Annotated in this window: 16 protein-coding genes; 4 read left to right on the plus strand and 12 right to left on the minus strand. The window is 73.2% G+C overall.

The genetic code is table 11. The features are described 5' to 3' along the window. Positions 1–15 precede the first annotated feature (15 nt). Both IO40_RS0124400 and IO40_RS0124405 read left to right on the plus strand, forming a co-directional pair. A complete protein-coding gene (locus IO40_RS0124400) occupies positions 16–423 on the plus strand; it encodes a YciI family protein (protein ID WP_016471294.1) in 408 nt (135 codons plus the stop codon). Between the two features lie 8 nt (positions 424–431). Next, a complete protein-coding gene (locus IO40_RS0124405; RefSeq protein WP_016471295.1) occupies positions 432–1,577 on the plus strand; it encodes an RNA polymerase sigma factor in 1,146 nt (381 codons plus the stop codon). 35 nt (positions 1,578–1,612) lie between these two features. Here the strand turns inward: IO40_RS0124405 and IO40_RS0124410 are convergent, their stop codons facing one another. Then, positions 1,613–2,068 carry a winged helix-turn-helix transcriptional regulator gene (locus IO40_RS0124410; RefSeq protein WP_016471296.1) on the minus strand — a complete coding sequence of 152 codons (456 nt, stop codon included), beginning with the start codon at positions 2,066–2,068 and terminating at the stop codon, positions 1,613–1,615. 93 nt (positions 2,069–2,161) lie between these two features. On the opposite strand from IO40_RS0124410, the gene IO40_RS0124415 reads away from it, so the two are divergent. After that, the gene (locus tag IO40_RS0124415) at positions 2,162–3,418 is read left to right on the plus strand and encodes an MFS transporter (RefSeq protein WP_016471297.1); all 1,257 of its coding nucleotides are present in this window, start codon (positions 2,162–2,164) and stop codon (positions 3,416–3,418) included. A gap of 211 nt (positions 3,419–3,629) precedes the next feature. Beyond that, positions 3,630–4,286: a phosphatase PAP2 family protein gene (locus tag IO40_RS0124420; RefSeq protein ID WP_031176135.1), complete on the plus strand. Its 657-nt coding sequence runs from the start codon at positions 3,630–3,632 to the stop codon at positions 4,284–4,286. Between the two features lie 7 nt (positions 4,287–4,293). On the opposite strand, the gene IO40_RS0124425 is transcribed toward IO40_RS0124420, so the two are convergent. From IO40_RS0124425 to IO40_RS0124475, 11 genes are read right to left on the minus strand one after another with little or no spacing between them, the layout of a single operon-like run. Next, a complete protein-coding gene (locus IO40_RS0124425) occupies positions 4,294–5,676 on the minus strand; it encodes a glutamate-1-semialdehyde 2,1-aminomutase (RefSeq protein ID WP_031176136.1) in 1,383 nt (460 codons plus the stop codon). 8 nt (positions 5,677–5,684) lie between these two features. Further along, positions 5,685–6,236: a dTDP-4-dehydrorhamnose 3,5-epimerase family protein gene (locus IO40_RS0124430; RefSeq protein WP_031176137.1), complete on the minus strand. Its 552-nt coding sequence runs from the start codon at positions 6,234–6,236 to the stop codon at positions 5,685–5,687. After that, positions 6,233–7,492: a polysaccharide pyruvyl transferase family protein gene (locus IO40_RS0124435; RefSeq protein WP_016471301.1), complete on the minus strand. Its 1,260-nt coding sequence runs from the start codon at positions 7,490–7,492 to the stop codon at positions 6,233–6,235. The genes IO40_RS0124430 and IO40_RS0124435 overlap by 4 nt, the downstream gene beginning before the upstream one ends. Further along, a complete protein-coding gene (locus IO40_RS0124440) occupies positions 7,489–8,436 on the minus strand; it encodes a glycosyltransferase family 2 protein (protein ID WP_016471302.1) in 948 nt (315 codons plus the stop codon). The genes IO40_RS0124435 and IO40_RS0124440 overlap by 4 nt, the downstream gene beginning before the upstream one ends. Next, positions 8,433–9,752 (minus strand): MATE family efflux transporter, encoded by a 1,320-nt coding sequence (locus IO40_RS0124445; protein WP_031176138.1) that lies wholly within the window; start codon positions 9,750–9,752, stop codon positions 8,433–8,435. Before IO40_RS0124445 ends, IO40_RS0124440 begins: the two co-directional genes overlap by 4 nt. Then, positions 9,749–11,041, minus strand: a complete 1,293-nt coding sequence (locus IO40_RS0124450; RefSeq protein WP_078616290.1) for a DUF4910 domain-containing protein — start codon at positions 11,039–11,041, stop codon at positions 9,749–9,751. Before IO40_RS0124450 ends, IO40_RS0124445 begins: the two co-directional genes overlap by 4 nt. 17 nt (positions 11,042–11,058) lie before the next feature. Beyond that, positions 11,059–12,084 carry an NAD-dependent epimerase/dehydratase family protein gene (locus IO40_RS0124455; protein ID WP_016471305.1) on the minus strand — a complete coding sequence of 342 codons (1,026 nt, stop codon included), beginning with the start codon at positions 12,082–12,084 and terminating at the stop codon, positions 11,059–11,061. A 3-nt stretch (positions 12,085–12,087) separates the two neighbouring features. Next, positions 12,088–12,735, minus strand: coding sequence for a PIG-L deacetylase family protein (locus tag IO40_RS0124460; protein ID WP_031176139.1), 648 nt, complete (start codon positions 12,733–12,735; stop codon positions 12,088–12,090). Continuing rightward, positions 12,732–13,562, minus strand: a complete 831-nt coding sequence (locus IO40_RS0124465; RefSeq protein WP_016471307.1) for a glycosyltransferase family protein — start codon at positions 13,560–13,562, stop codon at positions 12,732–12,734. The genes IO40_RS0124460 and IO40_RS0124465 overlap by 4 nt, the downstream gene beginning before the upstream one ends. Continuing rightward, on the minus strand, positions 13,562–14,869 hold the full coding sequence (locus IO40_RS0124470) for a class I SAM-dependent methyltransferase (protein WP_031176140.1): 1,308 nt from the start codon (positions 14,867–14,869) through the stop codon (positions 13,562–13,564). Before IO40_RS0124470 ends, IO40_RS0124465 begins: the two co-directional genes overlap by 1 nt. Then, complete coding sequence (locus tag IO40_RS0124475; protein WP_031176141.1) at positions 14,866–16,140, minus strand: glycosyltransferase; 1,275 nt, start codon at positions 16,138–16,140, stop codon at positions 14,866–14,868. The genes IO40_RS0124470 and IO40_RS0124475 overlap by 4 nt, the downstream gene beginning before the upstream one ends. Positions 16,141–16,142 lie beyond the last annotated feature (2 nt).

Raw genomic sequence — 16,142 nt, forward strand, 5'->3', positions numbered from 1 at the left:
CCGAGGAGAAGCACGATGGCCAAGTACCTGCTGCTGAAGCACTACCGCGGCGCCCCGGCTCCGGTCAACGACGTGCCGATGGACCGGTGGACCCCGGAGGAGATCTCGGCGCACGTGCAGTACATGAACGACTTCGCGGCGCGGCTGGAGAAGACCGGCGAGTTCGTCGACGGGCAGGCCCTCGCTCCCGAGGGCGCGTGGGTCCGCTACGACGGTGAGGGCCGCCCGCCGGTCACCGACGGGCCGTTCGCGGAGACGAAGGACCTGATCGCCGGCTGGATGGTCATCGACGTCGACAGCTACGACCGCGCCGTCGAGCTGGCCGGGGAGCTGTCGGCCGCCCCCGGCGCGGGTGGCGAACCCATCCACGAGTGGCTGGAGGTGCGTCCGTTCCTGGCCGCGCCGCCCACCGTCTCGGAGTGACACCTCCGATGGACGAGGCCCTGCTCAGGAGCCTCATTCCGGGAGTGATCGGCACCCTCGTCCGCCGCGGAGCCGACTTCGCGGCGGCCGAGGACGCCGTGCAGGACGCACTGGTCGAGGCGCTCCGGGCCTGGCCGGCCGATCCGCCACGGGACGCCAGGGGCTGGCTCGTCACCGTGGCGTGGCGGCGGTACCTCGACGCCGTGCGGGCGGACGCCGCCCGCCGTCGGCGCGAGGACCGCGTCGAGGAGGAGCCGGCGCCGGGCCCGGCCCCCGCGGCGGACGACACACTCCAGCTCTTCTTCCTGTGTGCCCATCCGTCGCTGACACCGTCGTCCGCCGTCGCCCTCACCCTGCGCGCCGTCGGCGGGCTGACCACCCGCCAGATCGCCCGGGCGTATCTGGTGCCCGAGGCGACCATGGCGCAGCGCATCAGCCGGGCGAAGCGCACCGTCTCCGGCGTGCGTTTCGACCAGCCCGGCGACGTCGCCACCGTGCTGCGGGTCCTGTATCTGGTGTTCAACGAGGGCTACTCGGGGGATGTCGACCTCGCCGCCGAGGCCATCCGGCTCACCCGGCAGCTCGCGACCGCCGTCGACCACCCCGAGGTGGCCGGGCTGCTCGCTCTCATGCTGCTCCACCACGCCCGGCGCGCCGCCCGGACCGCGCCTGACGGCAGTCTGGTGCCGCTGGCCGAACAGGACCGCGGCCGGTGGGACACGGCGGCGATCGCCGAGGGCGTCGGCATTCTGCAAGCGGCGCTCGCCCGGGACCGGCTGGGCGAGTTCCAGGCGCAGGCCGCCGTCGCGGCCCTCCACGCCGACGCGCCCACCGCCGAGGAGACCGACTGGGTGCAGATCGTCGAGTGGTACGACGAACTGGTGCGCCTGACCGGCAGTCCCGTCGTCCGGCTCAACCGGGCGGTCGCCCTCGGGGAGGCCGACGGCCCGCGCGCGGGCCTCCTGGCGCTGGCTGAGCTGGACGCCTCACTGCCCCGGTACGCCGCGGTGGCCGCCTATCTCCACGAGCGCGACGGCGACTTGGCGACAGCGGCGCGGCTGTACGCCGAGGCGGCCCACAAGGCACCCGACCTGGCCGAGCGCCACCACCTGACGCGCCAGGCCGCCCGGCTCAACAGCCGCGGGAGCCGCTGAGACGGCACGCCTTCGCGTCAGCCGCTGACCGCCGCTCATGTCTTGCGCACATGGGTGGTGTCGGCGCCGAGCGGGGTGCCGTCGGCGCCGGCCGGTGCGAACTCCGGCACGGGGACGCCTTGCTGGTCGACGAGGGTGGAGTGGGGTTCGCCGGGGGCGTAGGCGTGGCGTTCCCCCCATTGCCGCAGGGTGAGGATGACGGGGAAGAGGTCGCGGCCGGCGTCGGTGAGCACGTACTCCCGGCGGCGCCCCGACGGTGCGGTGCGCTGGGCGAGGAGCCCGTGAGCGGTGAGCTTGCGCAGGCGGTCGGTGAGGATGTTGCGGGCGATGCCGGTGCGTCGCTGGAACTCGGTGAACGACCGTGCCCCGTCCATCGCGTCACGGATGACGAGCAGGCTCCATCTGTCGCCGACGAGGTCGAGCGAGCGGGCGACGGGGCAGCCGGGGTCGGTCCAGTCGGGGTTCGGGGCGCGCATGGCGGGGCGCGGCATGACACCTCCCGGTGAGTTGCGGATTGAAACCATCCTGCCGTACCGTCAAAACGGTTGCAATTTGCTACTGATTTGGCTTGGGGGCTGGGTGCGATGGGCGTATGGCGGCGGTTGCTGCTGGCGGTGGTGTGCGGTGTCGCTGTGGCGGGCGTCTACGCCGCACAGCCGGTGCTGGAACCGATGGGACGGGACCTCGGCATCCCGGCGGGGCTCACCGGCTGGATCGTCGCGGCCGGACAGTTCGGTTATCTGGTAGGGCTGGTGCTGCTGGTGCCGCTCGGTGACGTGGTGGCCGACCGGCGCCGGCTCATCGCCGGGCACCTGGCGGTCACCGCGGTGGGCGCGACCGTGACGGCCTGCGCGCCAGGAGCATGGACGGCGCTCGCGGGGCTCACGGTGGCCGGGCTGTTCGCCGTCGTGGTGCAGACCGCGGTGGCCTACGCAGCGACCGTCTCGCAACCCGCCGAACGCGGGCGGAACATCGGCGTGGTGACCTCGGGTGTCGTGGTCGGCATCCTGGGCGCGCGGGTCGTCACCGGCACCCTCGCGGACGTGTGGGGCTGGCGGAGCGTCTATGCCGTGCTCGCGGCGCTGTCACTCGGACTGGCGGCCCTCGTCCTGACCGCACTGCCGTCGGAGGGGCGCCCGGGCGGGCCCGCGAAGTACGGGCAGGTCCTCGTCTCCCTCGCCGGACTGTTCGGGCAGCGCCTCTTCCTGTCGCGCGGGCTGATCGCCTTCTTCCTGTTCGCCTCGTTCGGCAGCCTGTGGAGCGGACTCTCCCTGCCGTTGGCGGACACACCGTGGCGGCTGAGCGAGAGCGGCATCGGACTGTTCGGCCTCGTCGGTCTCGCCGGCGCACTGGGTGCGGCACGCGCGGGCCGGTGGGCCGACGCGGGCCGCGCGGTCCCCGTCACCGGTCTCGCCCTCACCCTGCTCGTCCTCTCCTGGGCGGCGATCGCACAGCTGCCATGGACGCTGTGGCTCCTCGTCGTGGGCATCGTGGCGCTCGACTTCGCCGTCCAGGCCGTCCATGTGAGCAACCAGCACCAGCTCACCGCCGCTTATGCGGACCGCACCAGCAGCGTCATCGGCGGCTACATGGTCTTCTACTCCCTCGGCTCCGCCCTCGGCGCGGCCACGACGACCGCCGCCTGCACCGCGTACGGCTGGGCGGGCTCCAGCATCCTGGGAGCCGCGTTCGCCGTCTGCGCGCTGGCCGTCTGGGCGGCGAGCAGGCGCGTCCCCCTCCACGGAGCGCACGCGGAGGCGGCCGGAAGGGCGGAGGCCGGCGCCCGGGAGGAAACCCCGCGGCTCGCCCGTCGGCCGCAGCCCGAAGGCCGGTGCACGTAGCCCTCCGGCCGCGGTTTGCCGCGACCGTGTGGGTGGGCAGGGTGCCAGGCGGAGACAGGTCCCGCTGCTGCCGGCCGGGAGAGGGTCGGGCCAAAGCGTGCGGGGCCGCGCGGACCGACGGCTCCCGCGCGGGCCGGCGGGCGGACACGACGGGGGCTCGTCGGTGGGGGAGTTGGCATCAGCGGAAACGGAACGACAGGACGGCCACACGATGGGCCGGCCGGCACCCGCGGTGCTGCCCCCGCCGCTGCGCGCCCGGTGCGGGCTGATCGCGGCCCTCGCCACGCTGACGGTCGTCGTGCTCGGGAGCCTGTACGCCGGCCACAGCCGGCCCGGCCCGGTGGACGCATGGCTCCAGCCGGCGGTGGACGGGGCGCCGTCGCCGTGGCGGGTCACCGCCTCGGCCATCGACTTTCTGGGGGAGCCCGTCGGGGCGGCGCTGCTGGCCGGGGTCGCCGTGACCGGCTGCCTGCTGCTTCGGCGGCCTCGCGCCGCGGTGTTCGCCGTCGCGGGGACGGGAGCGGCCGTGGTGGCGACGACGCTGCTCAAGCCCGTGGTGGGGCGCACCATCCACGGCGACGGCAACCTGTCCTATCCCAGTGGGCACACCGCCTTCCTCACCGCGCTCGCCCTCGTGGTGGCGCTGTCGGTGACCGGCCGGCACCGCCTCGGCAGGACGGCCGGTACCGTGCTCGTGCTCGCGGCGGCGCTGGTGGCCGGGGCCGCCATGGGGTGGGCCCAGGTCGCGCTGGGGGCGCACTATCCGACGGATGTCCTCGGCGGCTGGTGCACCGCTCTGGCGGTGACTCCCGCGACCGGATGGCTGGTCGACAAGGCGGCCGACGCCCGCCGTCGGCACTCCACTTGACGCGGCATCAGGCCCGTCGCCGGAAGACGGGTTTCACCGGCCGTCCGCCCAGCCAGGGGGTGGGGTCGGCGGCGTCCAGCGCCTTCCGGTACACCGCGCACGCCCCGGCCACCGTCTCGACGGTGCGCTCGATGTCGGTGTCGTCCAGCGCGCTGCTCACCACGAACGACGGGGCCAGCACCCCGCCCGCCAGGAGCCGGCGCAGGAACAGGGTGCGGTACTCCTGCGACGGCCGCCCGTTCTCGTCGAGGGTGGCGAAGACCAGATTGCTGGCCCGGCCCCGGACGAGGAGATGGTCGCCGACGCCCATGCCGGCCGCGGCCTCGCGGACACCGGCGGCCAGCCGCTCGCCGAGCGCGTGCAGCCGCGCGGTGATGCCCTCCTCGACATAGGTGGTGAGCACGGCCATGGCGGCGGCCAGCGCATGGGTCTCCGCACCGTGCGTCGTGGACAGCAGGAAGACCCGGTCGTGTGAATGGCGCAGCCCGCCCCGCTCCATGAGGGCGCGGCGCCCGGCCAGCGCGGAGACGGCGAACCCGTTGCCCAGGGCCTTGCCGAACGTGGACAGGTCGGGGACGACGCCGTACAGCCCCTGGGCGCCCGCCTCCGACCAGCGCAAGCCCGTGATCATCTCGTCGAAGACCAGTACGCAGCCGTGCCGGTCGGCCAGCTCACGCAGACCGGCGAGGTACGCGGCAGTGGGGTCCTCGGTGCCCGGACGGCCGGGTGAGCCGGGGAACGGCTGGGCGTGGGCGGCGGGTTCGAGGATGAGGCAGGCGATCTCGCCCTGGTACCGGGAGAGCAGCTCGTCGGTCGCGGCCAGGTCCCCGTAGGGGAAGGACACGGTGAGCTCGGTGGTCGCCGCAGGAATGCCGGCGGACATCGGCGTGGTGCCGATGAACCAGTCGTCGACGGAGAAGAACGGATGGTCCTCGCAGACGGCCACCCGAGGGCGCCCGGTCACAGCCCGCGCGAGACGCACCGCGGCGGTGGTGACGTCGGAGCCGTTCTTGGCGAACTTCACCATCTCGGCGGTCGGTACGGTGGCCAGGAAGCGTTCCGCGGCCTCGACCTCCACGATGGACGGGCGGACGAAGTTGCTGCCCCGGTCGAGCTGCCGGCGCACCGCCTCCGTCACCCGGGGGTGGGCATGGCCGAGACTGACCGAGCGGAGGCCGGAGCCGTACTCGATGTAGCGGTTGCCGTCGATGTCCCACACATGGGCACCGCGCCCGTGGCTGATGACCGGGGCCAGATTCTCCGGGTACTGGTCGTCGCCCTTGGCGTAGGTGTGCGCGCCTCCCGGGATCAGGGAGTGCAGCCGTTCGTTCGCCTGCTGCGACCGGGGCAGGGGGAACTCGCCGGGCGTTTTGGTGGCTTCGGTGTCCAACGCCGACCTCACTTCTCCGTGTGCTTCAGGACCTCGGCGAGGCGCGGCGCCTCCCGGTCCCGCTGGGACATCGAGGTGACCGGCAGCGGCCAGGGGACGGCCAGCTCCGGGTCGTCGAAGGCGATCGTCACGTCCTCGGCCGGATCGTGCGGGCGGTCGATCCGGTAGGAGGTGTCGGCGGTCTCGGTCAACGCCTGGAAACCGTGCGCGCAGCCCGCGGGGATGTACAAGGTCGCCTGCGTCTCGCCGGACAGTTCGAAGAAGGCCCGGTTGCGGTAGTTCGGCGAGTGGGGGCGCAGGTCCACGACGACGTCGAAGATCCTGCCGTGGGAGCACCGCACCAGCTTGGCCTCGCCGGCTCCGGAGCGCAGATGCAGCCCGCGCAGCACGCCCCGCACCGAGCGGGACACGCTGTCCTGGACGAAAGCCTCCGGGGCGAGGCCCACCGAGCGGAGTACGTCGGCGTCGAGAGTACGGCAGAAGAAGCCGCGTTCGTCGGCGTGCGGCGTCGGCTCGAACAGGTAGGCACCGTCGATTTCGGGCACTGGGGTCGCCTTCATGAAACCTCCTGCTGAGCATGGGTGTGGTCGGCCGCCGGGACCGCAGGGGCCGCCGGGTCCGCCGGGAACAGGATCGCGTTCAGTGCGGAGAACTGCTCCTCCAGGCGCCGGGCGGCGGCCAGGTTCCGTTCGGCGAGGGTCCGCCGCAGCTGCGCCGACCGCTGCTCCAACTCCTGGAACTGCTCCAGCAGCCGCCCGGCGTCGATGTCGCGGGCCGGATGGCAGTAGGCGCCCAGCCCCATCCGTTCCATGAGCGCGTCGCTCTTGACCGCGTAGCTGAGGGCGAGCGTCGGTGTGCCGGCCTTCAGTGCGCAGACCAGATTGTGGTAACGGGTCGCCACCACGGCCTCGGCAGCCGCCGTCTCCCGCATCAGATCGGCCAGCGAGCCCGCCTCGGCCGATGTGACCAGCGGCGAGTCCACCGCGTCGCGGATCGCGGTGACCACCGGCTGGTCGACCGCGTCGCCGGTGAGCAGCCGCACCGGTCTGCCCGCCTCGGTCAGCGCGCGGACGAAGCGGATCGTCCCCTCCAGATAGCGACGGTGGATCTCCTCGGCACGTGGGCGGTCGTCGTCGCTGCCGTGGAAGGCCATCACGCCGACGCAGACCGGTCCCGGCCGGGCAGGGGACGCACTCACCGGTGGCGTAGGCAGGGCGAAGGCGAGGTCCGGATAGATCTCGTCGCGCGCCGTCTCCACGCCCATGGCCCGCATCGCGTCGCGGGACGGGGCGTCCCGGTACGACCGGTACGCGGCCAGCCGCGCAGACCAGCGCACCAGGGCGCGGGTGAGCCGGTTGCCGATCGCGGACGCGCCGACACCGACCAGCGCGACCCGGGTGCCGAAGAGCCGGCCGGCCGCACACAGCAGGAACAGCGCGTAGGGGAAACCCCACGGCCGCAGCGGCAGCGTGGCCTCCAGCACGCCCATGCCCGGCACGATCACCACATCGTGCCGGCGCACCCAGACGGCGGTACGGACGGCGTCGACGAGTTTGCCCAGGCCCTTGCCCGCGACGGCGCCCGCACGTGACGCGGTCCGGTACTCCCCGCGGTACCAGTGCAGGCGCGCCGCGGGGATGCCGTACCGGGCCGTGACGGTCTCGGGCCCACCGCACAGCGCGTCCACGACCGCCCCGGGGTGCTCGGCGCGCAGATAACCGAGCACCGCCTCCAGCGATCCGTCGTTGCCGAGGTTGCCGGAGCCGAGCAGGCCGAACACCCCCACACGCGGGGGTCTCCCGGCCGCGGAGGTCATGCCCGCCTCCCCTCACGGCCGGCGACCAGGGCGTCGACGGAGACGGAGAGCCGGCCCGGATCGACCGGGGTGCGGTCCTCGACGCGCTCGCCGGCGCCCGGCCGGGCGCGGCTGGCCAGCCACGCGCCCAGATGGCGGTAGCACGCGCGCCGGTCGGCCGGCGACAGCGGGGCCCGCCGGATCGCGGCGACGAAGCCCCAGACGTACTCGGCGAGCAGCCGGGGCGTCGGATGCAGCGGGCCCGCCCGGCGCGGGTCCAGGTTGACGCACCGTGAGCGCTTGGAGGGATTGGCCCGCTCGGCACGGGTGGGGTGGTCGCGGCGGAAGTACAGCAGCTCCGGCACCTGGTGGAAGGGCCCGTGCAGCACGATCTCGGCGACGAAGGTGCGATCCGCGTGGTGATAGCTGTCGTGCGGCTTCACCCGGCGCAGCACATCGGCCCGCATCACCCCGTAGAAGTCGTCGCCGCCGGGCTCGAACAGCAGGCTGCGGAAGCGCTCCGGGGCGTGCGGCGAGTCGGTGGCGAGCCCGTACGCGTACGGCACCTTCACCCGGCCGTCGCCGTCGATGACCGCCTGGCCGCTGTGCGCCAGGATCACCCCGGGGCGTTCGTCCAGTGCCTCCACGCAGCGCTTCAGCAGGTCCCGGGCGTACAGGTCGTCGTGCGAGGCCCACTTGAACAGCTCGCCGCGGCACTGGGTGAACACGTAGTTGTGGTTCGGTGCGGCCCCGATGTTGCGGGGCAGCCTCAGATACCGGATGCGGGAATCGCGCGCCGCGTACCGGCGGCAGATGTCCTGGGTCCCGTCGGTCGAGGCGTTGTCGGAGACGACGAGCTCGAAGTCCTCGTAGGTCTGGCCGAGCAGCGCTTCGAGCGCCTCGGCCAGATACTCCTCGCCGTTGTGGACGGGCAGGCCGATGCTCAGCCGGGGAAGGGCGGTCATGGTGTCCTCACTTCACGGATGGTCTCGTGCTCGTTCTCGCGCAATGCGAACCGCAGTTGCAGCCACCACACGGCCGAGCCGCAGAGGGTCGCGGCGGCGACGCCCCAGGCCGAGCCGGCGGTGCCGGCCACGGCCGCCCCGCCCAGTCCGCCGCCGACGTAGCAGGCCGAGGCGAACAGCTGACTGCGCAGGCTGCGCCGGGCCGCGCCGAGTGCGCGCAGCCCGGCCGCCGCGCCGGAGCCCAGTCCGGCGCCCGCGACGCCGAGCGTGACCGGCACGACCAGCGCCGAGGCGGAGTGCCACACGCCGCCGAGCACCAGCTCGCCGAGCCGGTCCGGCATCAGCAGCAGCGCCCCGCCCCACAGCAGTGCTGCGGCGGCCTGGCCGCCGCCGAGCAGGACGCAGAACCTGCCCAGCCGGTGCGGGGCGCGCCGCAGCACGCGGGCCGCCTCCGCGACGGTGACCAGCGACAGCCCCATCAGCAGGGCCAGGAACGGGCCGAGCAGGAGCTCGGCACCCCGGATCACGCCCACCGCGCTGACCCCGACGATCGCGCCCAGCCCGTACGCCCGCAGCTGACTGGCACCGCTGTTGCTGACGTTCTCGACCAGATAACGGGAGCCCAGGTCGCGGTGCTCGCGCAGCCAGGCACGCGCTCCGCCCGGCCGGGGCCGGATCCCGGACTGGAAACAGCCGTACACCGCGGCCACCGCGGCGGACGCGCCCCAGGCGAGCACGAAAGCGGCCACGGTGCCCAACCGTGCCGCCACCAGCATGGCCGGGACGAGCGCGACGCCGCACACCAGGTCGTTGACGAACGCCTTCCGCCCGGTGCCGGCGGCGAAGAACGCGAACCGCCAGGCGTCCTGCACCAGCAGCGCCGGCAGCACCACACCGAGGCAGACGAACGCGGGCCCCACCCGGCCGCCGACCGCCGGCCCGACGGCCAGGCACCCGGCGCCCAGGGCGGCACCGACGCCGAGCGCGGTCCCCGAGGAGCGGGTCACCGCCGTGCGCCAGGAGGCGGCCGGCACGCCGCTGAAGCGCACCATGAGCGGATCGGTGGCCAGCCCGCGGGAGACGTTGAGCACCACGCCGTAGGTCACCCAGGCCAGGCTGAAGGCGCCGAACGCGGCCAGCCCCAGCGAACGGGCCACGTAGATGCCCACCGCGAAGTTGGTCATGCTGGAGGCCGCCTGGTCGGCCAGCCCCCAGGACAGCCGGCCGAGGACGGCCCGCCTGGCGTGGGGCCGGGCGGCCTCGGCGCGGGCCGCGGGGGCCGCCGGTTCGTCCCTCCCGGTGCTCATCGGTGTCATACCTTGATCAGTCCGGCGTCGTGCAGCGCGTCGGCCGCGTCGGCGACGGTGCCGAACGGCAGCCCGGACCGTTCGGCGACATCCAGCAGACTGTGCCCGCCGTCGGAGAGGTTGAGCACCCAGAGCATGGCCATCTGGGCCTGCTTGGTGTCGCTGCGGCCACCGAGCGCGTCGTACAGTCCGCGCCGTCCCAGCTGCGGTTCGCCGTAGGGGCTGAGGTTGAGGTAGCGCCGGTTGCGGTCCAGCACGGCGAACGCCTCGCGGCACACGGCGAGCGTGTCGGCCATCGCCTCGGGGGAGACGAAGTCCGGATTGTCCGCCGAGGTGTGGTACTCGGGATACTCGGCGTACGGGGTGCGGCTGAGCGAACCCACGCCCAGATCGAACCCGGGCGAGCAGAACTGCCGCTCGTCGTAGCCGTACGGGGTGAACTCGGTGACGCGGTGCGGGCGGCCCGAGGCGCCGAGCACATGCCGCATCACCCGGTCGATCTCCGCGTCGCCGCGCCTGCTGCACTTGTACGTCAGCCGGCCCCGGTCGCCGGCGCAGGCCAGCACCAGCCCGTGCTGGACGCTTCCCCCGGCTCCCGGCCCCCCTCGGCCGGGCAATGCCCCGGTCACCCGCTCCGCGTTGCGGGCCAGCCAGGTGATCGCCCCGATGGTGCCGGGCGCGAACAGGAACCGGTAGGTGTAGTACGGCGTCTGCTCGGCCAGTGCGCGGGCCAGGAATGTGGCCACCGCGATGCCGGCCAGATTGTCGTTGGCCAGTGACGGGTGGCAGACGTGGCAGGAGACGAGCACCTCGTCGGGGACCTGCCCGGGGACCACGTGCTCGGCGTAGGTGAGGTGCCCGTCGGCGAGCGTGGAGTCGATGCACACCTCGTACATGCCGTCCGGCAGCGCGTCCAAGGTCTTCTGGGACAGGCAGAACCCCCAGTCCGGCTTGTAGTAGCTGGTGCGGTACGGCACCCAGGCGGGATGGTCCGGCAGGGTGTGCAGGTGCTTGCGCAGTTCGGCCAGCGGCATGGTCGCCGACACCGGCAGGCTGTAGCCGAGCACGTGCAGACTGGACGCGGCGAAGTCGACGACCCGGTTGCCGGCCGCGTCGGCGATGTACGCGTCCCGGATGTTCCACTCCTGGGGCACCGTCCAGTCGAGCACCTGCGTCCCCGTCGGCACCTCGTGCACGCGCAGCGGAAGGTACTCGTCGAGGATCCGCAGCGTGGCGCGCACACCGTCCCCGGTGATGCTCCGGCACAGCGGGTACAGCCGCTCCACCAGCGCGTGCATCTGCTCCCCGGCCGCGGTCACCGGCGCCGCCGCAGGGTCTCGTCGACGGCGCCGGCCTCGGACGCGGCGCGCAGCACGGCCAGCCGGGTGAAGCGCTCGTCGAAGTCCTGGCGACTCAGCCCGTGTTCCCGGTAGGCGTCGGCGAGTTCGAGCGCGCCCTGCTTGACCGTCCACGCGCAGTCGAAGCCGGGTATCGCGGCGCGGAACCGGGAGAAGTCCACCCGGTAGGAGCGCGGGTCGGCACCCGTCTCGCCGGTGATCACCACCCGTGAGCCGGGCACCGCCCCGGCGACCTGTTCGGCGATCTCGGCGACCGTGACGTTGTTGGTCTCGCTGCCGATGTTGAAGGCGCGGGCGTGCACCGCCTCCCGCGGCGCGGTGAGCGCGGCGGTGAAGGCCTGTGCGATGTCGGCGGCGTGCACCAGCGGACGCCAGGGGGTGCCGTCGGAGAGGACCAGCACCTCCCCGGACAGGAGCGCGTGGCCCACCAGGTTGTTGAGCACGATGTCGGCGCGCAGCCGGGGGGAGTGGCCGAAGGCGGTGGCGTTGCGCAGGAACACCGGGCTGAAGTCGCCGTCCGCCAGCGCGTGCAGATCGTCCTCCACCCGCACCTTGGACTCCGCGTACGGCGTCACCGGGCGCAGCGGGGCGTCCTCGCCGACGAGTTCGTCGCCGCCGGCGGCGCCGTAGACCGAGCAGGTGGACGCGTACAGGAAACGCCGCACACCGGCGTCGCGGGCCAGCCGGGCCAGCCGTACGGACGCATGGTGGTTGATGTCGTAGGTGAGGTCCGGAGCCAGCGCCCCCAGCGGATCGTTGGAGAGCGCGGCCAGGTGGATCACCGCGTCCACCCCCGCCACGTGCTCGGCCGTGACGTCGCGCAGGTCCACCCGGTGTCCCGGCGGGTCCGCCGGGCGCGGGCCCAGCACGCAGTCGGCGAACAGGCCGGCGTCCAGCCCGACGACCTCGTGCCCGGCGGCCGTCAGGACCGGGGCCATCACGGTGCCCAGGTAGCCCTGGTGTCCGGTCAGCAGAACGCGCAATCTTCAGTCCCCCAGGTCGAGAGTGAGTTTGGTGACGGCGAACGCCTCCGCGTAGCGCGCGTGGCATTCGATACCGCGGATACGGGCCAGCCCGAGGAAGGCCTCCCGGTCGTACCAGGGACGGTGCCGCTGCGAGGGGTAGTGCTCCTGGAGCAGTTCCGCCTTCCGCTCGGCGACCTGCGGCGACAGCGGCTGGTACGCCGCCATGCGGCCGAGGTCGCCGTCCCACTTGACGATCTCGTAGCCGAGCACGAGGTGGTCGCGGAACGCGGTGGTCATCAGCTGCGCCAGGCCGCGGTGGTCCTGGTGCGCGTCGTCGGTACGCGGAGCCAGCACCAGGTCCGGCTCCGTCCGCGCGCGCAGCTCCTCGACCATGGCCTTGGCCTCGTCCCACTGCGCCGGCAGCCGGCCGTCCTGCAACTTGTGGACCGTGAGCCCCAGTTCGGCGCCCGGGCAGAACGCGGCGAGCGCGGCCTGCTCCTCCGGCTCGCGTTCGGTGCCACCGCCGGAGAGCACCAGAGCGTCGACGCGTAGACCCGGCCGCGCCAGGCACATCGACAGCAGTGTGCCGCCGGCGCCGATGGCGATGTCGTCGCAGTGCGCGCCCACCGCCACGATCCGCTCCAGCCGCCCGGCCCCGAGCCGGATCACGAAGCCCTCCTTCCGGCGCCGTGCCCGCTCCCGGCCGCACCGGCCTGCGTGCCGTCCTGTTCCCACACGGCCCACGGGCGGTCGCCCCGGGCGTAGGCGGCGTCGAGCGCGGCCCGCTCCTTTACCGTGTCGGTCGGCTTCCAGAAACCGCGGTGCCGGTGCGCCACCAGCCGTCCCTGCTTGGCCAGTTGGGCGCACCCGTCGGTGACCAGGTCACCGTTCTCGGGAATGTGGTCGAAGATCTCCTGGCGGAGCACGAAGTAGCCGCCGTTCTCCCACAGCGGCAGTTCGCTGACCGCCGTGATGCCACCGACCAGGCCGTCCTCGCCCAGCTCCACGCAGTGGAACGAGGACTGCGGCGGCACCACCATCATCGACGCGCCCGCGTCCCGCCGGGCGAACTGGTCGATCATCCGGGGCAGCGGTGCGTCGGTGAGCACGTCGGCGTAGTTGGCCAGGAACATCTCCTCGCCGTCCAGGTGGTGCCGCACCCGGCGCAGCCGCTCGCCGATCGGTGACTCGATGCCCGTCTGCACGAACGTGATCGTCCAGGACGCGATGTCGGTGGACAGCAGCTCGGTGCGCCCGTTGCGCAGCACGAAGTCGTTGGACGCCGTCTCCTCGTAGGTGAGGAAGAAGTTCTTGATGTGGTGCGCCCCGTAGCCGAGGCACAGGATGAACTCCGTGTGCCCGAAGTGCGCGTAGTAGCGCATGACGTGCCAGATCAGCGGTCGCGGGCCGACCATCGCCATCGGTTTGGGCACGTCGTCGGACGCTCCGCTGCGCATCCGCAGTCCGTAACCGCCGCAGAAGAGTACGACCTTCATCACTTGACCTCGACAATGCTCAGTTCCGGTATGGGGAAGACCAGCCGGCCGCCCCACTCGTGCACGAAGGAGAGCTGCTCGACCAGTTCGGCCCGCAGGTTCCAGGGGAGGACCAGTACGTAGTCCGGCCGGTCGGCGCTGATCTGCTCGGGCGGCAGGATCGGGATACGGGTGCCCGGGGTGAACCGGCCGTGCTTGTAGGGGTTGCGGTCGACCGTGTAGGGGAGCAGATCGGGCCGGATGCCGCAGTGGTTGAGCAGGGTGTTGCCCTTGCCCGGGGCGCCGTAGCCGACGACGGTCTCGCCGCGCTCGGCCGCCTCGATGAGGAACCGCAGAAGGTCGCGGCGCACCTTGGCCACCCGTGCGGAGAACTCGGTGTACCCGGACAGCTCCTGCAGCCCGGCGGCCTTCTCCCGGTCCAGCACCCCGGCGACCCGCTCCCGGGCCCCCGGTGCCTCCCCGCGCGTCCGGCCGGGGAGGGCTGCCGCGGCAGGGGAGGTGCCGTCGGACGGTTCGCCGGCCGCCTCGACGGGCCGTGCCCACAGCCGGATCGAGCCGCCGTGCGTGGGCAGCAGCTCGACGTCCACGAGGGCGAGTCCGCCGCTCGCCAGCGCCCGGGCCGCGGACGCGACCGTGTAGTACTGGAAGTGCTCGTGGTAGATCGTGTCGTACTGGTTCTGCTCGATCAGGGACAGCAGATGCTGCACCTCGATGGAGACCCAGCCGTCGTCGGCGACCAGTGCGCGCAGCCCCCGGGTGAACCCCACCACGTCGGGGATGTGCGCGTACACGTTGTTGGCCACGACCAGGTCCGCCGGGCCGTGTTCGGCGCGGACCCGGGCACCGGTCGCCGGGTCGAGGAACGCCGTGAGCGTGGGTACGCCCGCCTCCCGCGCCGCGGCACCGACGTTCACCGACGGTTCGATGCCCAGGCAGCGGATGCCGCGGTCCACCATGTGCCTCAGCAGATAGCCGTCGTTGCTCGCGACCTCCACCACGAAGGCGTCCTCGCCCGCGGCGTCGAGCTCCAGCCGCCGCACGGCGCCGTCGACGAACGCGCGCGCGTGCTCCACCCAGGACGTCGAGTAGGAGGAGAAGTACGCGTACTGCGTGAACGTCTCCTCCGGAGTGATCAGCGGCGGGATCTGCGCGAGCCAGCAGTCGGTGCACACCCGCAGGTGCAGCGGGTACGCCGGCTCCGGCTGGTCCAGTTGGTCCGCGGCGAGGAAACTCTCGCACGGCGGTGTCGCGCCGAGATCGACGACGCTTGCCATCGCCGCCGAGCCGCAGAGTCGGCATCGTGTCATCTACTGCCCCCATCCCTGCCCGCGCGGCCGTCCCGCGGCGAGCCAGTGTTTCCGTCCCCTGCCGGCGGCGGGACCACCCCGCCGCCGGACCGGCCCGCGATGGCGCCGCGGTAGCCGTCCACCAGGCGTTCCAGCCCGACCTGCGGGCTGAACCCCTGCTCGTAGCGGCGCCGGGCCGCCTGCCCCATCTCCCGGTTGCGGGCCGGCCCGGACGTGATCCGGCGCAGACACGAGGCGAGCGAGGCGGCATCACCCGGCCGGTGCAGCAGCCCGGTCAGCCCGTCCTCGACGAGTTCGGTGAAGGCACCGTGACCGGCCGCGACGGCCGGGACTCCGGCCGCCATCGCCTCCACGACGACCAGGCCGAACGCCTCCAGCCACGTCGAGGGCGCGACCACGGCGACCGAGCGCGCGACGGCCTGCCGGCACTCCGCCGGGCCGTACAGGCCGGCGTACCGCACGTCGTCCCGGCCCGCCGCCCAGGCGCGCACCTCCCGCTCCAGCGGTCCCGCGCCGGCGACCACCAGCGGCACGCCCGCGCCGCCGCCCGCGGCGATCTCGTCCCACGCGGCCATCAGCAGCCGCACGCCCTTCGCCTCGGCGAGCCGGCCGAGGTAGAGCAGATGTTCACCGCTACCCGTTCGCCGGGCGTCCGTGTCCGGCACGAAGTTGTGCTTCACCGCCAGCCGCCCGGCCGGCAGGCCGGCCGAGACCAGGACATCGCGCTGTGCCGCCGAGATGCAGAAGAACCGCTCCACGCCGGACCACCACCGCCGCCGGTTGACCGACAGGCTGACCGCGAGCGGCACCGTCGCCAGCCGGGAGCCGCGGTAGCAGCCGTGCCGGACGGCGGGCAGCGGTGCCGACCCGACGCACTCGGTGCACGGCCTGCCGTCCCGCTGCAACGTGCCGGGCGGACAGACCTGCGTGTAGTTGTGCAGCGTGGCGACGGCGGGCACACCGGCGTCGGCGCAGGCCGCCAGCACGGCGGGCGACAGCAGCGGGAAGACGTTGTGGACGTGCACCACGTCCGGGCGCTCGGCGCGGAGCCGGGCGGCCAGCTCCCGGCGGACCGCCGGGTTCCACGGCACCAGCAGCGGCACCGCGGCCTTGCCCGGCAGGGACCGGGCGGCGATGTCGTCGCTGCGCCGCTCGAACGTCCCGACCCGGTGGCCGGCCGCGCGCAGCAGCTCCACCTCCTGGTCGACGACGTTGTTCTCCCCGCTCGGCTGTGCCGAGGCGTAGCGGTTGTGCACCACGAGGACGTGCATGC

Origin of the sequence: Streptomyces albus subsp. albus, assembly GCF_000725885.1 — a bacterium.
Classification (GTDB): domain Bacteria; phylum Actinomycetota; class Actinomycetes; order Streptomycetales; family Streptomycetaceae; genus Streptomyces; species Streptomyces albus.

Bases quoted from the DNA above. Each gene is read 5' to 3' on its own strand.
- IO40_RS0124475 (WP_031176141.1), bottom strand. From the start codon at position 16,140: ATGCACGTCCTCGTGGTGCACAACCGCTACGCCTCGGCACAGCCGAGC.
- IO40_RS0124415 (WP_016471297.1), top strand. From the start codon at position 2,162: ATGGGCGTATGGCGGCGGTTGCTGCTGGCGGTGGTGTGCGGTGTCGCT.
- IO40_RS0124420 (WP_031176135.1), top strand. From the start codon at position 3,630: ATGGGCCGGCCGGCACCCGCGGTGCTGCCCCCGCCGCTGCGCGCCCGG.
- IO40_RS0124465 (WP_016471307.1), bottom strand. From the start codon at position 13,562: ATGAAGGTCGTACTCTTCTGCGGCGGTTACGGACTGCGGATGCGCAGC.
- IO40_RS0124405 (WP_016471295.1), top strand. From the start codon at position 432: ATGGACGAGGCCCTGCTCAGGAGCCTCATTCCGGGAGTGATCGGCACC.
- IO40_RS0124400 (WP_016471294.1), top strand. From the start codon at position 16: ATGGCCAAGTACCTGCTGCTGAAGCACTACCGCGGCGCCCCGGCTCCG.
- IO40_RS0124430 (WP_031176137.1), bottom strand. From the start codon at position 6,236: ATGAAGGCGACCCCAGTGCCCGAAATCGACGGTGCCTACCTGTTCGAG.
- IO40_RS0124445 (WP_031176138.1), bottom strand. From the start codon at position 9,752: ATGACACCGATGAGCACCGGGAGGGACGAACCGGCGGCCCCCGCGGCC.
- IO40_RS0124450 (WP_078616290.1), bottom strand. From the start codon at position 11,041: ATGCACGCGCTGGTGGAGCGGCTGTACCCGCTGTGCCGGAGCATCACC.
- IO40_RS0124470 (WP_031176140.1), bottom strand. From the start codon at position 14,869: ATGACACGATGCCGACTCTGCGGCTCGGCGGCGATGGCAAGCGTCGTC.
- IO40_RS0124410 (WP_016471296.1), bottom strand. From the start codon at position 2,068: ATGCCGCGCCCCGCCATGCGCGCCCCGAACCCCGACTGGACCGACCCC.
- IO40_RS0124435 (WP_016471301.1), bottom strand. From the start codon at position 7,492: ATGACCTCCGCGGCCGGGAGACCCCCGCGTGTGGGGGTGTTCGGCCTG.
- IO40_RS0124440 (WP_016471302.1), bottom strand. From the start codon at position 8,436: ATGACCGCCCTTCCCCGGCTGAGCATCGGCCTGCCCGTCCACAACGGC.